A 24515-nucleotide genomic window follows, 5' to 3' on the forward strand; every position below is an offset into this window, starting at 1 on the left:
TTCACATTCTCCTATACTACAAAAAACAGATCACTTTCTTTACTCGCTGATATGCTCGATACCCATATTGAGTATGACAGCGACGTGTTCATCGGAAACTGAATAATAGACTGTTTTTCCCTCACGTCTATACTTCACAAGTCTGGCCTGCTTAAGCACTCTGAGCTGATGCGAGATAGCTGACTGTGACATTTCCAACAGCTCTGCGATATCGCACACGCACATTTCATCCTTTATAAGGGTAAAGAGTATTTTCACTCTTGTTTGGTCGCCAAGGACTTTGAAAAGCTCTGCCACGTCATATATCTCCTCCTCAACGGGCATTGTTTTCCCTATTTCCTCCATTTTCTCTATATTCTTTCCTCCGCACTGTTTATGCTCATGCTTTACTGTATTCTCGCTCATTTATTTTCGCTCTCCTTTTCTTATTATTGTTTTAGTATATTCGATATGGGTCATTTCAATTCATCATATGAATAACTGTTCATATGTTTATTATATCATATATTCATGTTTTGTCAAGGGGGTTTTGAAAATTTTTTTGCATTTTTCTTAGGCAGTGAACTCTAGTGTCATAAAAGTGTCTATAATATAGAAGAAAGCCGTCCTGATCTCTCAGAACGGCTTTCAAAGCAATGGTTATTTGGCAGGCGTGGCGTTCTCCTGCATCTCTCGGGTTTCCCCTGTCGGTACCAGCGGCGTGTGGATGCCACGAAATTTTCCACCTCAAATAACCCTCTTATCTTATTCATATTATAGCATATTTATTCAGATTTGTAAAGTATTTTTTTAGTTCTCAAATAACGATTGTATCTTTTTTCTTCGACTTTCAAAAATGTAATTATAGAATTGCAATAATCTGCTGGGTCATGTGATGTTTTCAGCCTAAGTATAAGCTGATAGTTTTTCCCGTTATCAACAATATGTTTCAGTACAAAAGCTGTATTCGGTTTATTAGCCTCAAGTATATAATCAGGCTCTCTGATTATTTCCTGTGCATATGAAAAATAGCGCTCATAATCACTAGGGTGACGCTCCTTTATATGTTCTATCTGACGTTCAGTTATAATGACCTCGTCAGTTTGGATATCTTCTGTCACACATTTATATATTTCAATATCAATTTTTCCGACACTATACACTTTGTTTACCGCCATTTCGCTTTCTTGCTCTCTATTATATCACTTTCCGCTGATTTGTCAATGTATTACTATCATAGATATCGTTCGGGCAGGTTTGCTGTGCCATTCCTAATTCCTCATTCCTCACTCCTCACTTTTTACACCTGTATTTAAACTTGACAAGTGTCTAAAAAAATGTTACTATACTATAGTAATAAAACTTATATGCAAATTCTCGGTCCTATCGGAAAGGAAATGATACTATGTCAAAATCTATTGAGATCCAATCTCATGATCTAACCAAAAGATACACCCTCGGCGAGGAGATATTCAACTCCGTTTCCCATGGTGCAGGCGGTCTGCTATCCATTGCCGGCACTGCCGTTCTTATCGTTCTCGCTGCCATTTACTCCAACGCCTGGGGCGTTGTAAGCTCCGCTATTTTCGGAGCTTCTCTTATCATACTTTACACCATGTCAACCCTTTATCACGCTATCACCAATCCAAAAGCCAAAAAGTTTTTCAGAATAATGGATCACAACACCATTTTCTTCCTCATCGCAGGCACCTACACCCCTATCACCCTTGTGCCTTTGAGAGGTGCGTTTGGCTGGGTGCTTTTCGGAATCGTTTGGGGTGCGGCTATTCTTGGCATTGTGCTGAACTCCATTGACCTTGAAAAGTTCCGCAAGCCTTCTGTTGTATGCTATATCGCAATGGGCTGGGTAGTTATAATCGCTGTCAAGCCTATGATAGAAAAGGTTTATCCTCTGTCCTTGTGGTTTATTCTTATAGGCGGACTTTTCTACACTGTTGGCGTTATTTTCTATGTTAAAAAGAACAAAAAATATTTTCACTCAATATGGCATTTGTTCACCATTGCAGGAAGCGTTTTTCACTACTTTGCGGTGCTTATGATGATAACACATGACTAAAAGATCATCCCGAGGGTTTGCGTCCTCGGGATTTTTCTGTTTAGAGAAAATATTTCTAAAATGAAATATATGGCGGTTTTTTCTATTGCAAAAATGGCCGAAAAGTAGTATAATCATAATGATGTATTATATGTGACTGCACTGAAATTTTCACATGGGTGCGGTTTTGACATGAAAGGAGCATTTTATGCGTAGATCGGGTATTTTAATGCACATATCCTCTCTGCCTAACGATTATGGTATCGGCAAGCTTGGCAAGGAGGCTTATGCTTTTGTGGATTTTCTTGAAAAGGCTCACCAAAAATGTTGGCAGATACTTCCTATATCTCCTACAAGCTATGGTGATTCGCCATATCAGAGCTTTTCTGTTCACGCAGGAAATCCGTATTTCATCGACCTTGAGGCACTTGAGAAAGATGGTTATCTGAAAGCTGCGGAATACAAGAATATTGAGTGGGGCGATGACAAAGGGTCTGTTGACTACGGCAAGATATACGAGGTCATTTTCAAGGTGCTTAGGACGGCACACAAGCGTTTTCGCAAGAAGCCTGAAAAGGCATACTCAAAATTCGTGGTGGAAAACAAAGACTGGATATACGATTACGCTTTGTTTATGTCACTGAAATTTGCCAACAAGGGCAAGGCTTGGTATGAATGGGACGAACCGCTGAGAATGTACAAGCCTAAGGCGATAAAAAGTGCTAGAAAAGAATATGCAAACGATATCGACTTCTGGTGCTTTGTGCAGTATAAATATTTCCAGCAGTGGAAAAAGCTAAAGGCTTATGCCAACGAAAAGGGCATCGAGATAATAGGCGATATCCCCATATATGTGGCATATGACAGTGTTGAGGTGTGGAGTACACCGCAGTATTTCAGCCTTGACAAGGAGAAAAAGCCTGTTGAGGTGGCAGGATGTCCACCTGACGCATTCACGGCAGACGGTCAGCTTTGGGGCAATCCTCTTTACAACTGGGAATACATAGCAAGAGATAAATTCCGCTGGTGGGTAGAGCGTATAAAGGCGGCTTCTGACACCTATGACGTGGTGAGAATAGACCATTTCAGGGGCTTTGAAAGCTATTACTGCATACCATATGGTGCAAAGAACGCCAAAAAGGGCAAGTGGAGAAAAGGTCCTGACATGAGGCTTTTCAAAGAAGTGAGAAAACAGCTTGGGGACGTGAAGATAATCGCAGAGGACTTGGGTTTTCTTACAAAGCACGTTGTAAAAATGCTCAACGCAAGCGGATATCCTGGCATGAAGGTGCTGGAGTTCGGCTTTGATTCTGATAATACAAACGGCTATCTGCCCCACAATTATAAGACCACAAACAGCATTTGCTATACAGGAACGCACGATAACGAAACCATACTTGGCTGGATAAAGAGCTGTGACGAAAAGACCAGAAGCTACTGCAAGGACTATCTTGGAGTTACAAAAGACGAGTTCGTGCCTTGGGCAATGGTAAGACTTTGTTGGTCCAGCGTGTGTGATACAGCTATCGCACAAATGCAGGATATACTTTGCCTTGACGATAAAGCCAGAATGAATACACCGTCAACAGTGGGAGCAAATTGGAAGTGGAGATTGGAAAGCTTTGATAAGCTTGATGATACTTTGGCGGAGAGATTGGCGAAGATAACAGCGGTGTATGGCAGATAGAGCAGGGATAAATGAGGAATGAGGAATGAGGAGTGAGGAATGTGCATAGCTTATCAGAGTTGTGCACAAGCACCGAGCGTAGCGAGCAAAAGGTCCAGGGGCACGCCCCTGGTCAGGGTCAAGGGGTGAAACCCATTGCAGGGTCTAGGGACAGAGTCCCTAGCGGAGTTTGAGGCAGAGCCTCAATAGGCGTAAGCCTACTAAGCGGTGCAGAATAAAACCAAAAAGCACATGAAAGTTTGATATCAGATAAAAGTAATATCGGAGAATTAAATCTGCACCGCTTTTCTATCCCTTAGCGCAACGTAGATCCGCAAAGAGCGACAGCGATTTTGCGTCAGAAGAAAGTTGACCAAAACATTGTAGGGAAACGGCTCAATTTCTGTTTCACAGAAATGCGACGTCCCACTCGAAGTGACAAGGTTTAAATTATCCAGAATTTGTGCAGAGCAACATTGTGCGGATAACACAAATGAGATTGCAGTCGATACGGCGAGGGGTGCGGGACGCCGAGGGCGTCGTCCCCTACAGGGCGGTGGGAAAATTTTCATGGTTATTGAGCCATGTTGTTATCGTTGCTTGTTCCTTCGACGGGCGAACTATGTTCGCCCCTACCATACGTTATGCGGATAATAACAAAGTACAAAATGCAATAGAATACATAAAATATCAGAAAGGATAAAAAAACCAATGAACAAAGAACTGTTTTACAGCGAACTTAGTAAAGACCTGAAAAAGAAGTTTGGCACGAGCGTTGAAAAAGCTCTGCCTTGGCAGCTTCACGAAAGCCTGTCGGCTACTGTTATGGAGCTTATTGACAGCGATTGGGAGAACAGCAAAAAGGCTCACCTTGACAGCCGCAGAGCCTGCTATCTCTCTATGGAGTTCCTTATGGGCAGAGCCGTTTATAACAATCTCCTTTGCCTTGGTATCACTGACGAGGTGGACGAGCTTTTGAAGGCTCACGGCAGAAGTCTTAATGACCTTGAAGAAATAGAGGACGCTGCCCTCGGCAACGGTGGTCTTGGCAGACTTGCCGCTTGCTTCCTCGATTCCGCTGCCGCTCATGACCTGCCTTTGGACGGCTACGGAATAAGATACAAGTATGGTCTTTTCAAGCAGAAGATAGTTGACGGCTTCCAAAAGGAAGAAGCTGACAACTGGACTAAGTACGGCGACCCTTGGTCTAAGAGATGCGAAAATGACAAGGTAGTCGTTAAATACGGCGACCAGACTGTTTACGCTGTGCCTTATGATATGCCTGTTATCGGCTTTGGCACTAAGAACGTTGGCACACTCAGACTTTGGCAGGCTGAGAGCGTGGAGGATTTCGACTTTGCTCAGTTCGACTGCGGTAACTATGACGGTGCTGTAAAGGCTAAAAATGACGCTGAGAACATCTCAAAGGTGCTTTACCCTAACGATAACTGTGAAGAGGGCAAGATACTCAGACTTAAACAGGAATATTTCTTCTCCTCCGCTTCTGTGACGGATATTCTCAAAAAGCATTTGGCTAAGTTCGGCACTCTTGACAACCTTGGCGACTATATTACTATCCAGCTTAACGATACTCACCCTGTTATCGCTGTGCCAGAGCTTATAAGACAGCTTTGTGCTGAGCATAGCTATGACTTTGACAAGGCTTTTGAGATCGCCCACAAGGTATTTAACTACACAAACCACACTATCATGGCTGAGGCTCTTGAAAAGTGGGATTGCAGACTTGTGGAAAAGGTAGTGCCTGAGGTCTACACATACATTCTTATGATAAACGAGCGTTTTATCAAGGATATGTACGCCCTCAAAAAGGACAGAGAGTATATTTCAAAGCTCTCCCCTGTTGGCGACGGCATGGTTAAAATGGCGTTTATGGCTATCTATGTTTCAAGCTATATAAACGGCGTTGCGGCTATCCACACCGAGATACTGAAAAAGGACGCTCTTAAGGATTGGTATGAGCTTTATCCTGAGAGATTTCAGAACAAGACCAATGGTATCACACAAAGACGTTGGCTCGCACTTTGCAACCCTGAGCTTTCCGCACTTATCACAAAGCTTCTTGGCAATGCAGATTGGGTGAAGGACTTGGACGAGCTTAAAAAGCTTGAAAAATATGCTGATGATGAAGCTGTTCTTAACGAGTTCATGGCTGTTAAGGAGGCGCAGAAGAACCGCCTTGCCGCTTTTGTAAAGGAGCATGACGGTGTTGATATCGACCCGAACACTATTTTTGACATTCAGATCAAGCGCCTGCACGAATACAAGAGGCAGTTCCTTAACGCTTTGTCTATACTTTACATTTACTATGGCATCAAGGACGGCTCTATAAAGGACTTCACACCGACAACATTTATTTTCGGTGCTAAGTCTGCACCGGGATACAGGAGGGCTAAGGCTATCATCAAGCTTATTGGCGAGATAAGCAAGCTTGTGAACGCTGACCCTGACACAAAGGATCTTATTAAGGTGGTTTTCGTACAGAACTACAACGTTTCCTATGCGGAAAAGCTTGTTACTGCGGCTGATGTTTCCGAGCAGATATCTACGGCAGGCACTGAGGCGAGCGGTACAGGCAACATGAAGCTTATGCTCAATGGTGCTGTTACACTGGGAACTTATGACGGAGCTAACGTGGAGATCGTTCAGGAGGCAGGCGAGGAGAACAACTACATCTTCGGTGCAAGAGTAGAGGAGCTGGCTGAGATAATGCCAAAGTATGACCCTAGGGAGATACTTTTCTCAAACGACAAGATAAAGCGTATGCTTGACAAGCTTATTGACGGCAGTCTTTCAGACGGCGGCGTTCCGTCCAACGAAGAGGGCAGCTTCAAGGAGCTTTACAAGGCGCTCACTGACGGTGCAAGCTGGCACGTTCCTGACCACTACTATGTTCTTGGCGACCTTGAAAGCTATGTTCAGGCAAAGCTCAAGGTCAACGCAGACTACAAAGACAAGCTTGCATTCGCTAAGAAGTGCTGGCTGAACATTGCCAATGCAGGAAAGTTCTCATCTGACAGAACTATCAAGGACTATGCAGAAAACATCTGGAAGATAGAGCCTGTTAAGCTGTAATTGGAAATCAAATTTCTATGCAAATTGAATTTGTTAAGGGTATCACACATGATTTTAAGCTTTTTATACACGAAAATGAACTTATCATAATATTAATTTGCGAAAATATGAACTAAAGCATTAATACACAAAGGACAGGCTCGTTTTTTGACGGGCTTGTCAGTTTTGATGTAAATATATTCAAGGGATAGATTTACATAAATGGCAGGAGGATAAATGTTAGACACCTTACTTAAACTAGACGGCGACATACTGTTATGGATACAAGACAACCTGCGTGCAGGGTGGCTCGACCCCATAATGAAGTTCATAACATATCTTGCAAACGGAGGTGCATTATGGATAGGCATATGCGTTTTACTTCTCATACTGAAAAAGACTAGAACAACAGGCATCGTGTGTTCATGCTCCCTTGCGGTGACTTTTCTTATAAACAACATCATTCTCAAAAACATTATTGCCAGAACAAGACCTTACGAGGTGGTCGAGGGGCTCAACAGGATAATAGGGGCACAATCGGACTTCTCCTTTCCCTCGGGACATTCGGGAGCTTCCTTTGCAGTGGCGGTGGTAATGTTCATGGAGATGCCGAAAAAATATGGCGTGCCTGCACTTATAGTGGCAACACTCATTGCGTTCTCACGGCTGTATGTTGGTGTACACTATCCATTCGACGTTATCGCAGGCGTTCTAACGGGAACGATATATGCTGTTATCACAGTGGCAATATACAGAAAATTCTTCAAGGACAAGAAACATTCTGAAAAATAAAAGACATTTGACGGGCGGTTTTTGACCGCTCGTTTTTTGTTGCTTTATCATCAAATTCTATTGAAAATCAAGTGGAAATATGCTATCATAGAGATAATAAATATGAAGGAGAAAATCTTATGAAAAAGGTGCTTAAGACTATTCTTATGGGTGCTGTGGCTTTCAGCCTTGCTATGGGCGTAGGCTGCGGTGCTGAAAATGACAGTTCGGAGAAAGAAAGCTCATCAAAAGCTGAGGACAGCAGTTCACAGAATAAGCGCAGACAGCTTCGTGACAAGTCTGACTACGGAAAAGTGATAGCCCTCACTTTTGATGACGGCCCTAACACTGACACAACTCCCCTTGTTCTTGACAAGCTTGAAGAACACGGCATTGTGGCTTCGTTTTTCGTTATCGGAAACAACATCACAGACGAGAGTGCAGAGGTCATGAAGCGTGCTTACAACATGGGCTGTGACATTGAAAACCACTCTCAGAGCCACCCTGACATGACAAAAATGACCGCAGAGGAAATAAAGGCGGAGATAGACTTTACCTCTGACAAGGTGGAAGAGGCTGTTGGCGAACGTCCACAGTTTTTCCGTCCGCCATATATTGCGGTGAACCAGACAATGTTTGACGTTATAGATATGCCGTTTATATGCGGATACGGCGCAGAGGACTATAACAATGCCATAGGCGTTGAGGAGCGTGTTGAAAAGGTGCTTGCACAGGCCAGGGACGGTGGCATTATCCTGCTTCACGATATGAACGGAAACGTTCAGACAGTTGAAGCCCTTGACAAGATAATCCCTGCCCTCAAAGAACAGGGCTACGAGTTCGTTACCATAACAGAGCTTTTCCACGCAAAGGGAGTTGCCATTGACCCTGACTCCGAGATAATCTACAGCTACGCTGAGCAGACTGAAATGTACGGCTAAAAATGACAAACAAAACCGCCTGAGAGAAATAGCTTCTCAGGCGGTGATTTTTTTATCAAGTAAATCGTGCCCCAGGCTGATCCTCTGGTGGGATAGGCGCTCCGCAATGAGGACATTCTGTACAGGTGTCTACGACATAGGTATAGCCGCAATATTCGCAGGCTTTTTCCTGAGCTGCGTCAGAACACGGCTTTGCTTTGGCATATTTTCTCGCCTTTGGATTTATACCTATCATAAGGCAGGCGTGCAGACACACAAATGCCAGAATGGCGATCGAAGTAAATAGTATAGTCCAATTCACTTTACTCTTCATTACGGTAGGCGTCAGGTCGTCAAATGATGTGCTGATAGCCGAGGACACTGTATAGCGTGTTCTCGCCGTGAGATTATTCTGCAGCTCGTCATTGAAGCTGTTCGTTACAGATTTTGTCAGAACATCATCTGTATCATTGCCCTGCATACCCTCCCAATACCAATCCTCAAAGCCGTCAGAGGAAGAATAGCCGTCAGGGGTAGAGTAAACTATGAGCCAATGGCTCTCGTCCGCAAAGTGGTTCACATACAGATCATAGGCATAATTTTCAAGATCTGAATAATTTCCCTGCCAATCGGAATTTTCCACTGTTATGACCGCAGGTGAGATACCGGTGCGGTTATAAAATGCCACCAGCCAATGCTCCTCGTCGTCAAATTCCGTCACATACATATCATAGGCAAAGTCCTCTAGCTTTGAATAGCTTCCCTGCCAATCCTCGTTGTTCACTGTCATTACCTCAACAGGTATACCCGTTTCGTCATAGAAATCATCTATTGCGCTTTGCACCATATCGGCATCGTCAATTACCCCTGCACAGTCCACTATCTCACAGCTATAAGAAGGACTTGTATCCATTTTTTGTGGCTTATCATAGCACATGGCAAGAAGCATGATACCAAAGAGCAGGCTGACAGCACTGCCAAGTATACTGAAAAACTTACCTGAAGCGGTCCCCTTGCGAATATCATAGTCAGCATAGACATAGACAGGACGATAGTTCTCATAGTATACGTATCTTCTTGCCCCAGGAAAGCTTGTGTGCTTTATGTGTTTAGCACTCGACCCTCCCGAGCTTGATGAAGAGCTGGAAAAGCCTGAGCCACTGTGTGACCCTCCGCTGTGAGAGCCTCCCCCTGATGAATGTGGCATTTATTTTTTACCCCTTTCCCCTATACAAATCTATAGATCCATCAATACTGCACACGCTCGGCTGTGTAGCCGTCTTTTTCAAGCAGGTCGATTATTCCTCCCTCGCCTGCATAGTGTGCCGCACCAACAACATAGAACACGTTCTTGCCCTGAGACATAAGATCCTCGGCAGCTTTTGCCATGTTCTTGTTTCTGTCATAGAGCATTTGGTTATTATAATCCTCGGCGATCTTTTTGTCCTCCTCGGTATAGCCTGCAAGCTCCTCCTCGTTATCTTCCTCAAGGAAGGTTTCGATATCCCCCGACTTCCATGCGGTATAGAGGTCTTCAAGAGCCTGCTTTTGGCTCTCCTTAGTTTCCCCTTCGTAGCTTCTGAACATAAGGTCATAGATATCGTCAGAGAAGTTTATGAGCAGATTCATCTGGAAATCCACCGACTCAACTTCATATATCTCCTTACCGTCTGCATGGGCGGTGGTAAGAAGGTAGTTGTCAAGACCCTTTTCCGAGTCAAAGCCGGAATCCTGAATAAGCAGGGTATCAAGAGTGCTTGAAACAGCCCATGGTCTGTAGACCTCCAGGGCGGAAATATCCATGCCCCAATAGCCGAGATATGTTTGCAGTGCTGAATATGCTTCCTCGGAAATATGCTGGCTGAGCTTTGTGTTATCATTATAAAGCATTTGCTTCATAAGATTTTTCATATACTCGCCGTCCTCGCTTGTGGAGGTTATATCGCACTCCACTGCAAGTATATCAGCTTTGTTGTACGCATTTGTTACTGCCTCAGGGAGCGGATAGCACTCGTCTTTCAGTGCATGGAAAGAGCCGAGCATTACCATTGTGTTGCCCTCAGGTGAAGTCACTTTCCACATGGCAGGTGTGATGCCGTTCGTCTTTGTATCGTCCGTTACCGCTGATGAACTGTCTGAAACACTGCTGTCAGGTGCAGAAGTGGCAGAAGCTGTACTGCTCGCCTCCCCTGTGGTGGTTGTATCAGCCGTTGTGTCGGCTGTTGTAGTTGCGGCTGCCTTTGAGCTGCTGTCGGTCTGTGAGCTGTCAGACACCGCTCCGCATGAGCAGAGAAGTGCGGCGCACATTGCAGCGACTGTAAAAAGGCTCAATGTTCTATGTATCTTTTTCATGGTTTTATCTCCTGTCTTCATAGTTGTATGTTTCAGTATATCACACATCAAAGAAATTTTCAAGTATGGTTACAATTTTGTAATAGTCAGGCTTTATTCTCTCTTATACGCTTTTCTATCGTTTCCATATCTATGCCGTATTGTTTAAGGATAGTCTGAGCGAAGCTGTTGTCACGGGGCATTCCACGGACTATCTTATACTTTCGCTCTCCTGTTTCATCATCTGCGTCGGCGACAATGCTTGCAAGCTTTGTTCTGAGTGTGCTGTCTTTATTAAGCTCCACGGTCTTGTATGCGATATCCACAAGATGTGTTGCAAAAACTCCTCTTACGCCCATTTTGCAGAATATCCTCAAAAGCTCGCAGGCGACCTCAACGCACTCCCTGGGGGTCGTGCTTTGGATAGACTCGTTCATAAGAAGCAGGCTGTTTGCTGTGATAGTGTCGCTTATTTCACGGAACTCTTTTATCTCCGTGGTGAAACGGCTTGTGTCGATACCTGTTTTTTCCTCTTGCGGGAACTGAGTGTAGATATAGTCCACAAGGGAAATCTCACAGTATGAAGCAGGCACATAAAGCCCTGTCTGTGCCATTATCTGACACAGACCGACCGCACGGAGAAATGTGGTCTTTCCGCCATTGTTTGCGCCCGTAAGCACATAAAAGCCCTCGCTGTCGCCTCCCATGGTGATATCGTTTGTGACAACGGATTTTTTCTCCTTGTGGTCAAGATTATATATTCTGGCTTCACGGAAATAAACAGGGTCAAAGATATCCTTTATGACGGCTTTTCTCTCACCTGCAGGAAGAATTTTCGGACGGCACATTTTAAGCCCCTGATCTTCGCAGGCTTCTATCACAGCCACTGCGCCCATGTAGTATTCAAGCTGATAGTCTATATAGCGCATATCGGCAATGCCTGCTTTCTGATACTCAGCAAGCACCTTGTCTATCATTTTCACAAAAGTATCAGTAAGATCGCTAAGCTCGTCAAAAAGGGTCTTATCCACAGTGTTGATAAGCTTATCGTCAGACACCTCGCTGTCATTATACTTTTTTCTGAGATTTTTCACAACAGTCTTATCGTTGAACTTTGCCCCATGGTAAAGTATCCTGTCAACAAGGGACGGTTTTATATCGTAACGCTCTTTTGAAAGCTCTATAATGCCTGCTGAAACAGGAACTAGCCTTTCATCGAGGTTTATTGCCACTGTAACGCTTCGTATGCGGTCATAGAGTGCCTTTTTAAGCTTCTCTATCTCACCCTTCAGGGATATATAATGCTTGTCGCCGTAATGCTCCTCAAAGAACGCAAAAAGCTTTTTTACGCCCTCTGAGCGTATCTTATCTTCCATTTTTCCATAAAAATCGTGCATTATCTCCATGCACTGTATGTAAGCGTCAAAACCGCTTATGGCGTCATCAAGCTGTGAAAAGCTGTCGGGAGTAGTAAGATTATAGATGTTCTTTCTGTCATTTTCCACCATGACGTTTATCACCTTGCGTATGGTGGCAGACAATGACGGAAGCCTTATGAAATCATCAAGGATATCAAGGCGGTAGTTTATTACCTCCTCATCGTCGCAAACCTCACAAAAAAGCCTCATTACACGATACTGGTAATGGGGCGTGATAAAATCAGCCACCTTTTCAAGCTCCAGATTGTCAACAAAGGCTCTGGGGAGCTTTTCAAGAGCGGCAGCTCTTTTTTTCATTGCGTTGTGCTTTTCCACAGAGGGATAAAGCAGGTCAGCCACAGGGGCTTTCATATCAAATTCGTCAAGTTTTGAAGCCATTTTCGTTTCCTCACTGGTCTTTGGCAAGGGCTTTCAGGTCTATTATTATACCCACCTTTGCAAGAGCCTTTGACATAAGCTCTGCACTTAGGGGATAAATATCAGTTTTTCCACACTCGTGGTCATACTCGTATCTGAAAAACTGCACATAGTTCTCCTGATGATCCTCAGACGTATAAACTTTTCCCATGATATATTTATTTTTTATGGCATAATAGTTCACAGGCTTGAGCCTGAGAATAGCTTTCGGGTCGGCAGACATTTCCGAAGCGAGGGTATCAAAGCCCTCGTCAACGTAGTTTATTTTTCTGCACTTCATATCCTTTATTTTCTTTTTCAGAGGCGGCTCGCTCTGAGTCTGCTTCTTTTTGAACAGTGAAAACATTTTTACACACCAAGCCTCTCAAAAAGCTGTTTGCGGCAATCCTCTTCAAGCTTATCGTTTATAGGTGCAGGGATATACTTTTCGCCAAGCTTGCGGCTCATGCAGTATGAAATAACATAGTCGCTGACCTTTGGATTTTTTGACAGGAGCGGACCATGGAGATAGGTTGCGATAACGCTTTTTTCCATATAGCCCTCGGTACTGCTTTCAAACTCGTTGCCGTTGCCTGAGAGGACTTTTCCGAAGGGCGACTTGACGTTGGTGGTCTGTCCGCCATGGTTTTCAAAGCCTATGACCTTATACTTCTCGCCGTCAAGCTGAGCCTCGATGACGATATTACCGATACATCTGCATCTTTTATCGGTAGACGCCACAGTATAGTAATCGAAAAGCCCCAATCCCGGCACTTTCTCGCCGTTTGAGTCCTTATAATACTGACCCATGAGCTGATAGCCGCCGCATATCATCAGAAAAAATGTTCCTGCCTTATAAGCTTCCATGATACTGTCCTTACAGGAAACAAGGTCATCTGCAAGTATCTGCTGTTCAAAGTCAGCACCGCCGCCAAGGTAGATGATATCATACTGGGTGAAATCAGTTTCCTTGTCACCAATAAGATGCTTTGAAACTTCCAGCTCTATGCCACGCATTTTACAGCGGTAAGAAAGCACTTCAACGTTGCCGCTGTCGCCATAGAGGTCAAGCATATTTGGATACATATGAAGAATTTTCAGCTTTTCCATTTTACTTTTCCTCCCCGTTTTCTTTCAGGCTCTTATATCTTTTTATTGCGGCTCTTGTCGGCTGAATAGCAGTATAATTGGCTATGGCGAACTTATCCCCCTTTGTGGAGAAGAGTGACGCTGTTGCTTCGTCAAGGTCAGGATAAACGAATATCTTGTCAGGGTCATAGCCTGAGCATTTTATTCTTATGGCGATATCATATGCTCTCGTACCAGAAGTCACAACTCTGTCAACATTATTGAACACAGAGAAGTTTATATCCCATATCCAGGAAACGTCATGGCCGTCTGCAAGGTTATCGTTAAGGACAAAAAGCAGTTCCTTTGAGCCTGCCTGCTCGTTCATCACACGCAGGGTCATATTTGCGCCAACAGGGTTTTTGGCAAGGTTCACAAGCAGGCTTGAGCCGTCAACCTCAAAGCGTTCAAGTCTGCCGTTATTGACCTCGAAATGCTCGAAAGTGTCATGCAATATAGCCTTATCAAAATTATAGAGCTTTGCGGCGGTATAGACAGCCGCCATGTTATACATATAATAGATACTGTTATGAGCGGTCTTATATGTTTCCCCGTCTGCTTCAAAGGACGGAACAGTCAGGTCAACGTTCTTTATCTCCACCTCAGGCTCGATATTGCCGAAACCGCATTTCGGACAATGGAACTTGCCGATATGTGAATACTGATAATAGTCATAGACAAGCTCAGTATCGCAGAAAGGACAGAACTTGCCCTCGCCCACCTCATAAGGCTTATCCGTTGCGCCCTGATATCTGTCAACGCTGAAATAGTGGATATTTTTATTATTGGGGTTAGCAAGTCCAAGTCTTGCCACGTTTGGGTCATCGGCATTGAGGACAACGTTGCCCTCAAATGTTTCAAGGAACTTTTTCACCTTGAGAATGAGTGTTTCCACCTCGCCGTTTCTGTCAAGCTGGTCACGGAAGAAATTCAGCAGAACAAGGGTCTGCAAATTGAGCTTTGAATAGACCACAGGAACGTGTGACTCGTCAGTTTCAAGCACGAGATAATCGGCATGGACTCTTCCCCTCATATCGCAGTGATTGAGCAGGAGGGAGCATATTCCCGTATCAAGATTGTTACCCTCCGGGTTTGTTATTATCTTCTTTCCACCGCTTGCAAAAATATGGCTGAGATAGTTTGTAACAGAGGTCTTGCCGTTGGTGCCTGTGACGGCGACGATAGGGCAATCCACCTTGAAAGCCTTAAGGCAGTCTTTATTTATAGTCCACAGCACAAGCCCAGGAAAGTTGCCTGCGTCCCTGCCAAGCAGGTGCAGAGTTTTTACCATAAGCTTGCCGAAAATAATGGTGAAAGCGTTTTTTAAACTCATTTATGTATCTCCTATTAAAATAAAGTCGTATAAAATAATAATAGACCATAACGCCCATAATGTCAAGCATTTTAGACCTTTGCAAACAAAAAAACACCGCACAAAGACGATAGGCGCCCCTTGTGCGGTGTTGGCTTCTATATAATTTTTGAGAGAAAATCTTTCAAGCGCTGATTTTCAGGGTGTGCAAAGAACTCTGACGGCTTGTTCTGCTCGAGTATTTTTCCGTCTGCCATAAACAGAACTCTTGAAGCAACTTCCCTTGCAAAACCCATTTCGTGGGTAACGACAACCATTGTCATGCCGTCGTTTGCAAGCTGTTTCATAAGCTCCAGCACCTCGCCCACCATTTCAGGGTCAAGTGCAGAAGTAGGCTCGTCAAAGAGCATTACCTCAGGATTCATCGCCAGTGAACGTGCGATGGCTATTCTCTGCTTCTGACCGCCTGAGAGCCTTGAAGGATACTCGTCAGCCTTATCAGGCAGACCAACTCTTTCCAAAAGCTCCTCCGCCTTTTTGTCGGCTTCATCGGCTGTCATAAGTCCAAGCTTCACAGGGGCAAGAGTGATATTCTTTTTTATTGTAAGATGTGGGAAGAGGTTGAAATGCTGAAAAACCATGCCCATTCTCTGTCTGAGCTTGTTCATTTCATGCTCGTTCGCCTGAGTGATGTTCTCGCCCTCAAAGAATATATCACCTGAGGTCGGCTTTTCCATAAGGTTAAGACAGCGGAGAAAGGTGGATTTTCCTGAGCCTGACGGACCAACGATAACGACCTTTTCGCCCTTGTCGATAGTTTCGTTTATATCTTTCAGCACTTCGACCTCGCCGAAAGACTTGCTGAGATGTTTAACGTCTATCACTTTGCGACAGCCTCCTTTCAAGCTTTCCTACCAGATGAGTAAGCACAACTACCATTATAAGGTAAATAAGTGCAACTGTTATAAGCGGCATGAATGCCGAGAACGTCTGAGAACGGATTATATCTCCGCCCTTTGTAAGGTCCTGAATTGCGATATATCCTGCAACAGAGGTTTCTTTAAGCAAAACTATGCACTCGTTTGCAAGGGCAGGCAGGACTGTTTTGAAAGCCTGCGGAAGAACTATTGATATCATTGTCTGACGATAGCTAAGGCCAAGGCTTCTTCCTGCTTCAAACTGACCGTTATCAACTGACATGATACCTGAACGGACTATCTCAGCCACATATGCGCCTGAGTTCACGCCGAATGCAAGCACAGCCACAAGAGTCTTGTCTATGTTCACACTTCCGAAAATAACAAAATATGTTATAAGGAGCTGAACTACCATAGGAGTTCCTCTTATCACTGTAAGATACACTCTGCAAAGGGCGTTGAGTATCTTCATTTTGCCTGTCTTATCATGAGTAGAGCGGACTATAGCCACAAGAAATCCCAACACAAAGCCAAGTATGACCGCAAAGAAGGTTATGATAAGTGTTGTTTTAAGACCATTGGTAAGATAATGCCAACGGCTCTCGTCCAAAAAATTTTGCTGGAAATCGTCGATCAATTTGTTCAATTCAGCACTTCCTGTTCTTTATCAAAATAATTTCGGCTGCCGCTCTACGACAGCCGAAGTGTGAAAAATTATTTCTTTCTTACGATTATTACCTGACTTGATGATGTGTAAGTGTCAGAGAAAAGAACGTTTTTCTCTCTGTCAGGTGTAACTGTCATACCTGCAACGCCAACGTCTGCCTTGCCTGACTGAACGGCTGAGATGATAGAATCAAATGCCATATCGTCTATCTTAAGCTCATAACCAAGCTTGTCGCAAACTGCCTGCATCATATCAGCGTCGATACCAACGACCTTATCATTCTCCTTGCTCTCGTATGGAGGGAACTCAGCGTTTGTTGCCATTACAAGTGTACCCTTATCTCTGCTAACATTATCAGGGGACTTGTATGGGTTCTTGCCAGCGTTCTCGCCAACGTAGTTTGCCTTGATAGCGTCAAGTGTTCCGTCAGCCTTAAGCTCCTTGAGCGCACCGTTGACAGCTGTCTGAAGCTCAGTGTTGTCAAGCTTCATAGCGATAGCGTATTCTTCCTCAGCAAAAGGCTCGTCAAGTATTTCAAGATCGTCATTCTTCTCAACGAATACCTTAGCAGGCTCAGCGTCGATTATAACAGCGTCTATCTTGCCCTGCTTCAGAGCCTGAACAGCATCAGCGCCCTTGTTGTATTTTTCTACCTTAGCGTCCTTAACGTCCTCGGCATAGATGTCGCCTGTTGTTCCAAGCTGAACACCGATAGTCTTGCCCTCCAGATCGTCAACGCTGTGAACTGTATTAGCAGGCACTCCGCAGCCTGCAAGCATTGTAACGCTCATTGCCACTGCAATAAGTCCTGCTGCAAATTTCTTCATAACATACATTCCTTTCAAAAATTGATAGCGACAGTCCTCCAATACCGACTGTGCATAAACCTATACCATATATTATAACTGAACACACGGCTTTTTGCAATAGCTTTTATCAGTGATTTGATATATAAATTATGAATTTTTTGTTTTGCCAAACCATTTTAGTAAACAAAAAAAGGTATCCACCCAACGGGGACACCTCTTTGTGAAAATCAGCTTAGAAATTCATTGTGAACTGAACTCTGTGGTTGCCGTCTGCGTCATCATCTATCATTTCAGCCTTTACGATAGTGATAGGCGTAACAGGCTTTGACTGTGCGTTGTCTGAACCTGTTGTTCTCTCAACTTTAAGAAAGTCATCAACAACGTCCATGCCCTCTGTTACCATGCCGAAAGCCGCATACTGACCGTCAAGGAAGGTATCCTTATCGCTGTAGCAGATAAAGAACTGGCTTGAGGCACTGTCCATATCATTGGCTCTTGCCATTGAAACAACGCCTCTTGTATGGCTCAGGCCGTTTTCAACGCCATTTGCTGAGAACTCGCCCTTGATAGTTTCCTTGCTTCCGCCTGTGCCGTCACCGTTAGGGTCACCGCCCTGTGCCATAAAGCCGTCTACAACTCTATGGAAAGTAAGTCCGTCATAGAACTTTTTCTTTACCAGCTTCTCGAAGTTCTCGCAGGTGATAGGTGCGTCATTGGCATAAAGCGTGATAACGAACTTCTTGTCAGTGTCAGCCGCAGAGGTCTGTGATGAGCTGTCACCCTTATCTCCGCAGGCTGTAAGAACTGCGCAGGCAAGCACGCCTGCTGTGCAAAGAGCCAATGCTCTGAATAGCTTTTTAAGTTTCATTTTTATCGTCCTTTCGATCATTATTAATGGCACTTCTGCCTTTTCACTAGCCTATTATAGCACCTCACTGCAAAAAAATCAACATCAGACCATGTTTTTCACATAATTTTCATCATACGAAGCCTAAAGTTGGCTTATTTAATATTGATTTTTGACTCTTAATGGAGTATAATTATAATGTTTTTTAAAGAAAAATATAAAAACTATGTTATGTATGGAGGACTGAACAAAATGGATAAGTTGAAAAAAGCTCTGCCTTTTATCATCCCGCCTCTGGCTGTATTGCTCATAATGGGATTTGCTTTTTATCGGCATGGGCTTTACCCTTTCGGTGACGGCACTGTATCATGGTGCGATATGTCACAGCAGGTGATACCTCTGCTCACCGACTTCAAGGATATTTTCACAGGCAAGGACGGAATGTTCCTTAACTTCCACAACGCAGGAGGAATGGACCTGTGGGGCGTTTTCTTCTTCTTTATCGCAAGCCCCTACACCTTGCTTGTGCTTTTTGTTGACAAGGCTGACATCATCTACCTTGTGAACATTCTCACAGTGCTTAAAATGATGACGGCGGCTGTCACGGCGCAGATATATTTCCGCTCCTGTCAGAAAAAGCTCGACCCTTATATCAGTGCTGTACTCAGCGTCATATACGCATTCTGCGGCTATGGAATGTTATATTATCAGAACAACATATGGCTCGACATGATGTATCTTTTCCCTCTCCTTATGGTGGCATTCAGGGAGCTTTTCGAGAAAAAGCGCATTATCCCGTACACTGTCATGCTCACACTTATGATGATAGTGAACTACTACATCAGCTACATGATAGTTGTTTTCATAATGATTTTCATGGCGCTTTGCTGCTGGCGTTACCGCAAGGAGGAAAAATACAAGGACGTTCCATGCAGATTTGTTATAGGCTCGCTCCTTGGTGCATTGCTTTCAGCGGTGGTATGGATGCCATGCTTCCTGCAGTTTTTGTCAAGCGGACGTTCTAAATCAGTTATCCAGCAGATCGAAACCGCCTCATTCATCACAAACTACAACACCACATTCTGCCTGCTGTTGTCAACGGCTTCGGTGATAGTGATAGTTGCAGTGTTTCTTCTTGACGGCAAAAAGAGAAGCAAGCGTTTGAACACCGACCTTATAATGCTCTTTTTGATGCTCGTACCTATTTTAATAGAGCCTGCGAACCTTATGTGGCACACGGGAAGCTATATGTCGTTCCCATGCAGATACGCTTTCATTACCATATTCTTTGCACTTATCTGCGCAGGATATTTTCTGTCATCGGAAAACGCAGTGGCAAAAGGAAAGAAAAACTGCGACCACTTTGTTATTTTCCTGATACTTGCGGCACTTATCTACGGCTTTTACAACTTCTCTGAGGGCTTTGTTGAGAACAACCGCGACGGAATGTCAAAATATACTAAAAGCCTTTGGCAGGACAGCACCGCCTTTGAGCTTTGCCTTGAATTTTTCATTGTGGCGGCGGCTTTCTATACTGTTATCGTTCTGCTGCACAAAAAGGGCTGGATATCAAAGAAGATATTTGCTGTCTTCCTCGCAATGTTTGTTGCGGCTGAGTCATACGCAAACGTGAACATTTATATGGTATCCCCAAGCATGAACAATACTCTCCGTGCGGCTAATCATCAGAAGATAATGGATCTTTCAGACAGGCTTCACGAAACAGAGGGCTTTTACAGAGTAAAGACCGCAAGCAAGCTTTTCGAGGTCAATTTGGTCGGCTCAATGGGCTACAATTCCCTGAGCCACTATACCTCCCTCACAAGCCGTGATTATATGTACATGATGAAGCAGCTTGGTTACTCCTCTTACTGGATGGAGGTAGGCTCATATGGCGGAACGGAGCTTACTGACGCTTTGCTGTCAGTAAAATATCTTATTGAAAAAAGTACAGGCTCGGCTGACGCTGTATATTCAAACGACACCTACGAGATAGTGCCGACAGAATACTATCTCCCCCTTGGCATTGTGACCGACGCTGACCTGAGCGGCAGTGAGGAGCTTTCCACAGGCACAAGAAGCAACGTTCAGAAGAAGCTTTTTGAACAGCTTTTCGGTGGCAACGGTAACGAGCTTATCACAGACTACGAATACACCACGATCTATGGTGTGCAGGACGACAGTAACTTTAAACCGAACTACACCCTCACTACTACTAGCGATGTAGCCTACATGGACTACAGCATAGATGTGACAGACAAGCAGACACTTTATTTTGACTGCTTCGACAAGCTTTCAAACAGCCTCAGCGAGGATATAAACGGAAGCTTCATGGTAACAGTGAACGGTCAGGTAAAGCAGATGGATTATCCGTCACAATCGAGCAACGGGCTTTTGAAGCTTGGGGAATTTGAAAATGAACACGTCAACGTGCGTGTGACCTTGAAGAAAGACATCACAAGCTGCCGTTCCTATGGCGTTTTCGGGCTTCACCACAATGTTCTTGAAAAGGCACTTGAGCAAGCACAGACCGCCGGTCTTACAGACAGTGACGGCAAGCTTTCAGGAAGCGTGAACGCAAAGGCAGGACAGAAATGTGTGCTTCAGATACCATATCAGGAGGGTCTGAAAATAAAGGTCAACGGCAAGGCTGTTTCATATGACAAGGTTTTCGGTGACCTTGTAAGCTTTGACTTGCAGGAGGGCGAGAACACAATAACTGTAACAAGCGTGCCAAAGGGCTTTTATGCAGGTCTTGCACTGACTATCGCAGGCATTGCGCTGACAGCAGGATATTTCTTCATAAGAAAGAAACTGAAATTCGGAGAAACTATGGAAGCCGCTGCACTTGTGGCTGTTATCGGTGCGGGAGCTATAGTGATCATAGTGGTTTATGTTGCACCTTGCATACTGAATATTTATAGCTGATAATAAAATAGGACAGAACAATAATTCGGGACGTCGCATTTCTGTGAAACAGAAATTGAGCCGTTCCCCTACATAACAAAACTGCGGATAGCATTTTGCCGTCCGCAGTTTTTATTTTATCCGAATTTACTTATGCTCCTCCAGATACTTTTCAGTATCCATTGGATAGCATTTCAGGTTTGGAAGCTCGTCAAGGGTGAGAACTCTTTCGCTGTTGTAGATCTTGTTCCACTCGTCAAATGTGGTGTACTGATCTGAAAGCTGTTTATCCTTGATACAGAACTCGCCGTTCCATGTACTGAACCACGCCCAGCGTGTGCCGTCGTTGAATGCTCCGTCAGGGTCGAACATCGAGCCGTTCTCTGTCATTGCGATTATCTTTTTTGTGGATGTGCTTGACTTCACAAGGTCATAATACCACTTCTGTGAAGAGCTGTCCTGCTCTGCAGGATAACAGTCATAGCCCATGATGTCAACATACTCATCACCCGGATACCAGTCAGGATTCTGTGCGTTCCATACCCAGATGAGGTTGTTAAGACCATACTCGTTTGTGAACTTGTCATACATGAGCTGCCAAAGCTGAATATATGCGTCCTTTCCTGCTGAACCCCACCAGAACCATGCGTTGCCAGGATACTTAGGGTCGCCTGCCGCCTCGTGGAGAGGTCGCCAAAGTATAGGCACGTTTGCGTCTGCAAGCTCTTTAAGTACCCCTGCCATATGGTCAAGGTCTGCTATGATAGAATCGTAGCCCTCTTTGTCCTCACCGCTGAGAGCCTTTGCAAGGTCGAAGTCTGTGTATTCAGAATAGAAGCCCTGCCACCATGCTCCGCCGTTCTTTTCCAGGTTTTTATCAGGGGCATACCAATGCCAGCAAAGTGAAACTATACCATTTTCGTTGTTGTACCAGTCCATAGCCTGCAATGGCACCATATCTCCGCCGCCTGCGCCATGTGAAAGTGCGCTGTTTGAAAGGTTTGAAACGTCAAGACCAAGTATAGCAGGCGTCTTGCCTGTATGCTTCTTTATCTCCTTGAACTCACGGCAGTCCTTGCCCTCGTTATCTCCTGAAAACTGACCTGAGATAGTATACTTGCCATAAACGTCCGTAAGGAAGTTATAAAGTCTTTTTGCCTCGTCAGAAGCGTTAGGATTTGAAAGCTGATTTGATACCTCATACTGTGAAAGGTCGATAGCAGGAGCCGGGGTTATCTTTATCTTGTCAATATAGATATGACCGTTGTCGCCCTTTATGCCTACCTTATGAGTACCTTCGTCGATAAGCACATTTTCAGCCATAGTGTCGCCAAACTCTGTTGTGGTTGATGTGAAGTTTGTGAGCGCAGCACCATCAACAGTGATAAGATTTGACTGACCCTCGCCGTCTGCCGCCATTGTGAGAGTAATATTATAGCTTCCCTTTGCAGGAAAATCTATCTCGAACTCCACCATATCTCCCGATGAGCCTATGGAAACGAAGCCATCGCCAGAAAACTTACCAAGAAAATTCTTATCAAGCACTGCCGCACCTCCCGAAAGAGTTCCTTTTTCCGCCTCGGATTCGTAGCTGAAATCCTCAGGAACGTCATACTCTGTCGTTACGTCTGAAAGGTCGATGTTGCCCATATCTTCAACGACAGGAGCTGTTGTAGTGGTAGTTTCGCCTGCTGACGAGCTGCCTGAGCTGCTGTTTCCTGTGCTGCTGCAGCCTGCTGCCGCACAAGCGATAAGCACTGCCATAACGGCAGCAACTGTTCTTTTCATTATTTCACGCATAATGTTCTCCTTATCATTACTAATTAAAATATTCAAATTTTTATAAAGCCAAGCTTTGCGAGGCTCTCGCCTTTAGGCTTTATATTCCATACTTTTAAATATATCATATAAAAAATCATTGTCAATAGCCATTTTTAATGTTTAACATCGTGTTCAAAATTGATAACGTTTACTTTTATTTGAACTAAAAAAATATGAACCCACACGGCATTAGGTTCATATTTTCATATATAAAAAATATTATTTTCTGAGAAACGTTCTGTATACCCAACGGGTGAATTTTCTGGGAAATATAAACAAGCCAAGCTGCAGAGCGCATGGCATGAAAAAGTCACGGAAGCCCGTATACCCTGAACGGTGTATTATCCACCTCACACGAATGAAAGCCTTTGTATGTTCCCAGCTTTTGCGTGTATCCACAGTATTTTCATCTATGCGGTAGCGCACAAGCACCTCGGGTATGTTCTGTCCCTTTGCACCATGCTGTAACATTCGTGCGATAAACTCATAGTCCTCGCACATTTTAAGGTCACTGTAACCGCCTATCTTTTCCGCAAAGGACTTGCGAAAAGCCACAGACTGCCTGTTGAAAGGGTTGCGTCGTTTGGAATATGAAGCGATATCCTTATGCATGACAGGCACTTTTTTCACCGAAACTACCTCGTCAGTGTCAGTGTCGAACTCCTCCACATATGTGCCGATGATATCAAGCTTAGGCTTCACCGCAAAAAGGGTCATCTGCTTCAAGCAGCGGTTAGGGAGAGATATATCGTCGCTGTCCATTTTCACGATATAATCGCATTTACACGCCTTTATGCCCTCGTTGTAAGCCTTTCCAACGCCCACATTCTCGTCTATCTGAACGATATGGAAAATATGCTTGAACTCGTCCTGAAAAGACTTCACGATGATATTAAGCTCGCAGGTGAGCTTGCCGTCGCACACAAGCACGAAGTCAGAGGGAGGATATGACTGCATGAGCATAGACTCAAGACTCTCGTTAAGGTTCTCAGGAAGCTCACGGTCATACACCGACATAAGCACACTGTATTCAGGCAGCGTATATTTTCCAACACGATACGTCATAAAATCCCTCCCCTGCATTATTATCAACTCAATTATACTATAACAGCTCCAAAAAGTCAACTACGACCAACAAAGTATACTATATTATATAGTACAGACCAATACACAAAAAAGACCGCCCCATTCGGAACGGTCTTGTAAGCTACTTTGAAAAATTAGCCAAGCTTCTTAGCAAGCTGTGATACCTTTCTTGCAGCAGCATTCTTATGCATAATGCCCTTTGTGCAAGCCATATCTACCTTCTTGATAGCAGCTCTTACTACTTCTTCCTTGTTTTCTGCATTCTCAGCTACAGCAGCGTCAGCCTTCTTGAGTGCAGTTTTAAGATCAGACTTTACAGCCTTGTTTCTCATTGTCTTAGTGTTGATAACCTTGACTCTCTTCTTAGCGGATTTAATGTTTGGCATACCGA

21 protein-coding genes are annotated in these 24515 nt (G+C 44.2%); 6 read left to right on the forward strand and 15 right to left on the reverse strand.

Going from position 1 to position 24515, the window contains the following annotated elements:
* Window positions 1-39: 39 nt before the first annotated feature.
* Window positions 40-405, reverse strand: a complete 366-nt coding sequence (locus RBI_RS08285) for an ArsR/SmtB family transcription factor (protein ID WP_022287119.1) — start codon at window positions 403-405, stop codon at window positions 40-42.
* A 359-nt stretch (window positions 406-764) separates the two neighbouring features.
* Window positions 765-1157, reverse strand: coding sequence for a PBECR2 nuclease fold domain-containing protein (locus tag RBI_RS08295; RefSeq protein WP_051706681.1), 393 nt, complete (start codon window positions 1155-1157; stop codon window positions 765-767).
* 227 nt (window positions 1158-1384) lie between these two features.
* Here RBI_RS08295 and trhA point away from each other — a divergent pair, with 227 nt between their 5' ends.
* The 5 genes from trhA to RBI_RS08320 all read left to right on the forward strand — a co-directional run bounded on the left by trhA (window position 1385) and on the right by RBI_RS08320 (window position 8485).
* Window positions 1385-2056, forward strand: coding sequence for a PAQR family membrane homeostasis protein TrhA (gene trhA / locus RBI_RS08300; RefSeq protein WP_051706682.1), 672 nt, complete (start codon window positions 1385-1387; stop codon window positions 2054-2056).
* A 187-nt stretch (window positions 2057-2243) separates the two neighbouring features.
* Entirely contained in the window at window positions 2244-3722 is a 1479-nt protein-coding gene (gene malQ / locus RBI_RS08305; RefSeq protein ID WP_038672283.1) for a 4-alpha-glucanotransferase, read from the forward strand.
* A 690-nt stretch (window positions 3723-4412) separates the two neighbouring features.
* Window positions 4413-6794 carry a glycogen/starch/alpha-glucan phosphorylase gene (locus tag RBI_RS08310; RefSeq protein ID WP_038672285.1) on the forward strand — a complete coding sequence of 794 codons (2382 nt, stop codon included), beginning with the start codon at window positions 4413-4415 and terminating at the stop codon, window positions 6792-6794.
* A 216-nt stretch (window positions 6795-7010) separates the two neighbouring features.
* On the forward strand, window positions 7011-7565 hold the full coding sequence (locus tag RBI_RS08315) for a phosphatase PAP2 family protein (protein ID WP_022287647.1): 555 nt from the start codon (window positions 7011-7013) through the stop codon (window positions 7563-7565).
* A gap of 119 nt (window positions 7566-7684) precedes the next feature.
* Window positions 7685-8485, forward strand: a complete 801-nt coding sequence (locus RBI_RS08320) for a polysaccharide deacetylase family protein (protein ID WP_242843636.1) — start codon at window positions 7685-7687, stop codon at window positions 8483-8485.
* Window positions 8486-8540: 55 nt separating this feature from the next.
* Here the strand turns inward: RBI_RS08320 and RBI_RS14170 are convergent, their stop codons facing one another.
* The 10 genes from RBI_RS14170 to RBI_RS08375 form a co-directional block, all read right to left on the reverse strand.
* Window positions 8541-9671, reverse strand: coding sequence for a hypothetical protein (locus RBI_RS14170; RefSeq protein WP_051706684.1), 1131 nt, complete (start codon window positions 9669-9671; stop codon window positions 8541-8543).
* A gap of 41 nt (window positions 9672-9712) precedes the next feature.
* On the reverse strand, window positions 9713-10816 hold the full coding sequence (locus RBI_RS08335; RefSeq protein ID WP_038672287.1) for a TraB/GumN family protein: 1104 nt from the start codon (window positions 10814-10816) through the stop codon (window positions 9713-9715).
* 86 nt (window positions 10817-10902) lie between these two features.
* Window positions 10903-12612, reverse strand: coding sequence for a MutS-related protein (locus RBI_RS08340; protein WP_038672289.1), 1710 nt, complete (start codon window positions 12610-12612; stop codon window positions 10903-10905).
* 10 nt (window positions 12613-12622) lie between these two features.
* Window positions 12623-12997 (reverse strand): hypothetical protein, encoded by a 375-nt coding sequence (locus RBI_RS08345; RefSeq protein WP_242843637.1) that lies wholly within the window; start codon window positions 12995-12997, stop codon window positions 12623-12625.
* Between the two features lie 2 nt (window positions 12998-12999).
* A complete protein-coding gene (locus tag RBI_RS08350; protein WP_038672291.1) occupies window positions 13000-13740 on the reverse strand; it encodes a type 1 glutamine amidotransferase in 741 nt (246 codons plus the stop codon).
* Window position 13741: 1 nt separating this feature from the next.
* Window positions 13742-15091, reverse strand: a complete 1350-nt coding sequence (locus RBI_RS08355) for a MurT ligase domain-containing protein (RefSeq protein WP_038672293.1) — start codon at window positions 15089-15091, stop codon at window positions 13742-13744.
* A 137-nt stretch (window positions 15092-15228) separates the two neighbouring features.
* Complete coding sequence (locus RBI_RS08360) at window positions 15229-15954, reverse strand: amino acid ABC transporter ATP-binding protein (protein WP_038672295.1); 726 nt, start codon at window positions 15952-15954, stop codon at window positions 15229-15231.
* A complete protein-coding gene (locus tag RBI_RS08365; protein WP_022287637.1) occupies window positions 15941-16633 on the reverse strand; it encodes an amino acid ABC transporter permease in 693 nt (230 codons plus the stop codon). Before RBI_RS08365 ends, RBI_RS08360 begins: the two co-directional genes overlap by 14 nt.
* 68 nt (window positions 16634-16701) lie before the next feature.
* On the reverse strand, window positions 16702-17481 hold the full coding sequence (locus tag RBI_RS08370) for a transporter substrate-binding domain-containing protein (RefSeq protein WP_022287636.1): 780 nt from the start codon (window positions 17479-17481) through the stop codon (window positions 16702-16704).
* A gap of 214 nt (window positions 17482-17695) precedes the next feature.
* Complete coding sequence (locus tag RBI_RS08375; protein ID WP_038672296.1) at window positions 17696-18331, reverse strand: peptidylprolyl isomerase; 636 nt, start codon at window positions 18329-18331, stop codon at window positions 17696-17698.
* 231 nt (window positions 18332-18562) lie between these two features.
* Between RBI_RS08375 and RBI_RS08380 the strand changes: the two genes are divergently transcribed.
* Window positions 18563-21238: a YfhO family protein gene (locus RBI_RS08380; protein WP_158455137.1), complete on the forward strand. Its 2676-nt coding sequence runs from the start codon at window positions 18563-18565 to the stop codon at window positions 21236-21238.
* A 126-nt stretch (window positions 21239-21364) separates the two neighbouring features.
* Here RBI_RS08380 and RBI_RS08385 read toward each other — a convergent pair whose 3' ends face one another.
* From RBI_RS08385 to rpsT, 3 genes are all read right to left on the reverse strand, one after another.
* A complete protein-coding gene (locus tag RBI_RS08385) occupies window positions 21365-23017 on the reverse strand; it encodes a glycosyl hydrolase (protein WP_038672298.1) in 1653 nt (550 codons plus the stop codon).
* A 240-nt stretch (window positions 23018-23257) separates the two neighbouring features.
* On the reverse strand, window positions 23258-24103 hold the full coding sequence (locus RBI_RS08390; protein ID WP_022287632.1) for a glycosyltransferase: 846 nt from the start codon (window positions 24101-24103) through the stop codon (window positions 23258-23260).
* A 155-nt stretch (window positions 24104-24258) separates the two neighbouring features.
* Window positions 24259-24510, reverse strand: a complete 252-nt coding sequence (rpsT, locus tag RBI_RS08395; RefSeq protein WP_022287631.1) for a 30S ribosomal protein S20 — start codon at window positions 24508-24510, stop codon at window positions 24259-24261.
* Between the last annotated feature and the right edge of the window lie 5 nt (window positions 24511-24515).

It is taken from the genome of Ruminococcus bicirculans (ex Wegman et al. 2014) (assembly GCF_000723465.1).
Taxonomy (GTDB): Bacteria; Bacillota; Clostridia; order Oscillospirales; family Ruminococcaceae; genus Hominimerdicola; species Hominimerdicola aceti.

What these genes read in the sequence shown, in the direction of transcription:
- RBI_RS08285 (WP_022287119.1), bottom strand. Translation starts at nt 405, where the DNA reads ATGAGCGAGAATACAGTAAAGCATGAGCATAAACAGTGCGGAGGAAAG.
- RBI_RS08295 (WP_051706681.1), bottom strand. Translation starts at nt 1,157, where the DNA reads ATGGCGGTAAACAAAGTGTATAGTGTCGGAAAAATTGATATTGAAATA.
- trhA (WP_051706682.1), top strand. Translation starts at nt 1,385, where the DNA reads ATGTCAAAATCTATTGAGATCCAATCTCATGATCTAACCAAAAGATAC.
- malQ (WP_038672283.1), top strand. Translation starts at nt 2,244, where the DNA reads ATGCGTAGATCGGGTATTTTAATGCACATATCCTCTCTGCCTAACGAT.
- RBI_RS08310 (WP_038672285.1), top strand. Translation starts at nt 4,413, where the DNA reads ATGAACAAAGAACTGTTTTACAGCGAACTTAGTAAAGACCTGAAAAAG.
- RBI_RS08315 (WP_022287647.1), top strand. Translation starts at nt 7,011, where the DNA reads ATGTTAGACACCTTACTTAAACTAGACGGCGACATACTGTTATGGATA.
- RBI_RS08320 (WP_242843636.1), top strand. Translation starts at nt 7,685, where the DNA reads ATGAAAAAGGTGCTTAAGACTATTCTTATGGGTGCTGTGGCTTTCAGC.
- RBI_RS14170 (WP_051706684.1), bottom strand. Translation starts at nt 9,671, where the DNA reads ATGCCACATTCATCAGGGGGAGGCTCTCACAGCGGAGGGTCACACAGT.
- RBI_RS08335 (WP_038672287.1), bottom strand. Translation starts at nt 10,816, where the DNA reads ATGAAAAAGATACATAGAACATTGAGCCTTTTTACAGTCGCTGCAATG.
- RBI_RS08340 (WP_038672289.1), bottom strand. Translation starts at nt 12,612, where the DNA reads ATGGCTTCAAAACTTGACGAATTTGATATGAAAGCCCCTGTGGCTGAC.
- RBI_RS08345 (WP_242843637.1), bottom strand. Translation starts at nt 12,997, where the DNA reads ATGTTTTCACTGTTCAAAAAGAAGCAGACTCAGAGCGAGCCGCCTCTG.
- RBI_RS08350 (WP_038672291.1), bottom strand. Translation starts at nt 13,740, where the DNA reads ATGGAAAAGCTGAAAATTCTTCATATGTATCCAAATATGCTTGACCTC.
- RBI_RS08355 (WP_038672293.1), bottom strand. Translation starts at nt 15,091, where the DNA reads ATGAGTTTAAAAAACGCTTTCACCATTATTTTCGGCAAGCTTATGGTA.
- RBI_RS08370 (WP_022287636.1), bottom strand. Translation starts at nt 17,481, where the DNA reads ATGAAGAAATTTGCAGCAGGACTTATTGCAGTGGCAATGAGCGTTACA.
- RBI_RS08375 (WP_038672296.1), bottom strand. Translation starts at nt 18,331, where the DNA reads ATGAAACTTAAAAAGCTATTCAGAGCATTGGCTCTTTGCACAGCAGGC.
- RBI_RS08380 (WP_158455137.1), top strand. Translation starts at nt 18,563, where the DNA reads ATGGATAAGTTGAAAAAAGCTCTGCCTTTTATCATCCCGCCTCTGGCT.
- RBI_RS08385 (WP_038672298.1), bottom strand. Translation starts at nt 23,017, where the DNA reads ATGCGTGAAATAATGAAAAGAACAGTTGCTGCCGTTATGGCAGTGCTT.
- RBI_RS08390 (WP_022287632.1), bottom strand. Translation starts at nt 24,103, where the DNA reads ATGACGTATCGTGTTGGAAAATATACGCTGCCTGAATACAGTGTGCTT.
- rpsT (WP_022287631.1), bottom strand. Translation starts at nt 24,510, where the DNA reads ATGCCAAACATTAAATCCGCTAAGAAGAGAGTCAAGGTTATCAACACT.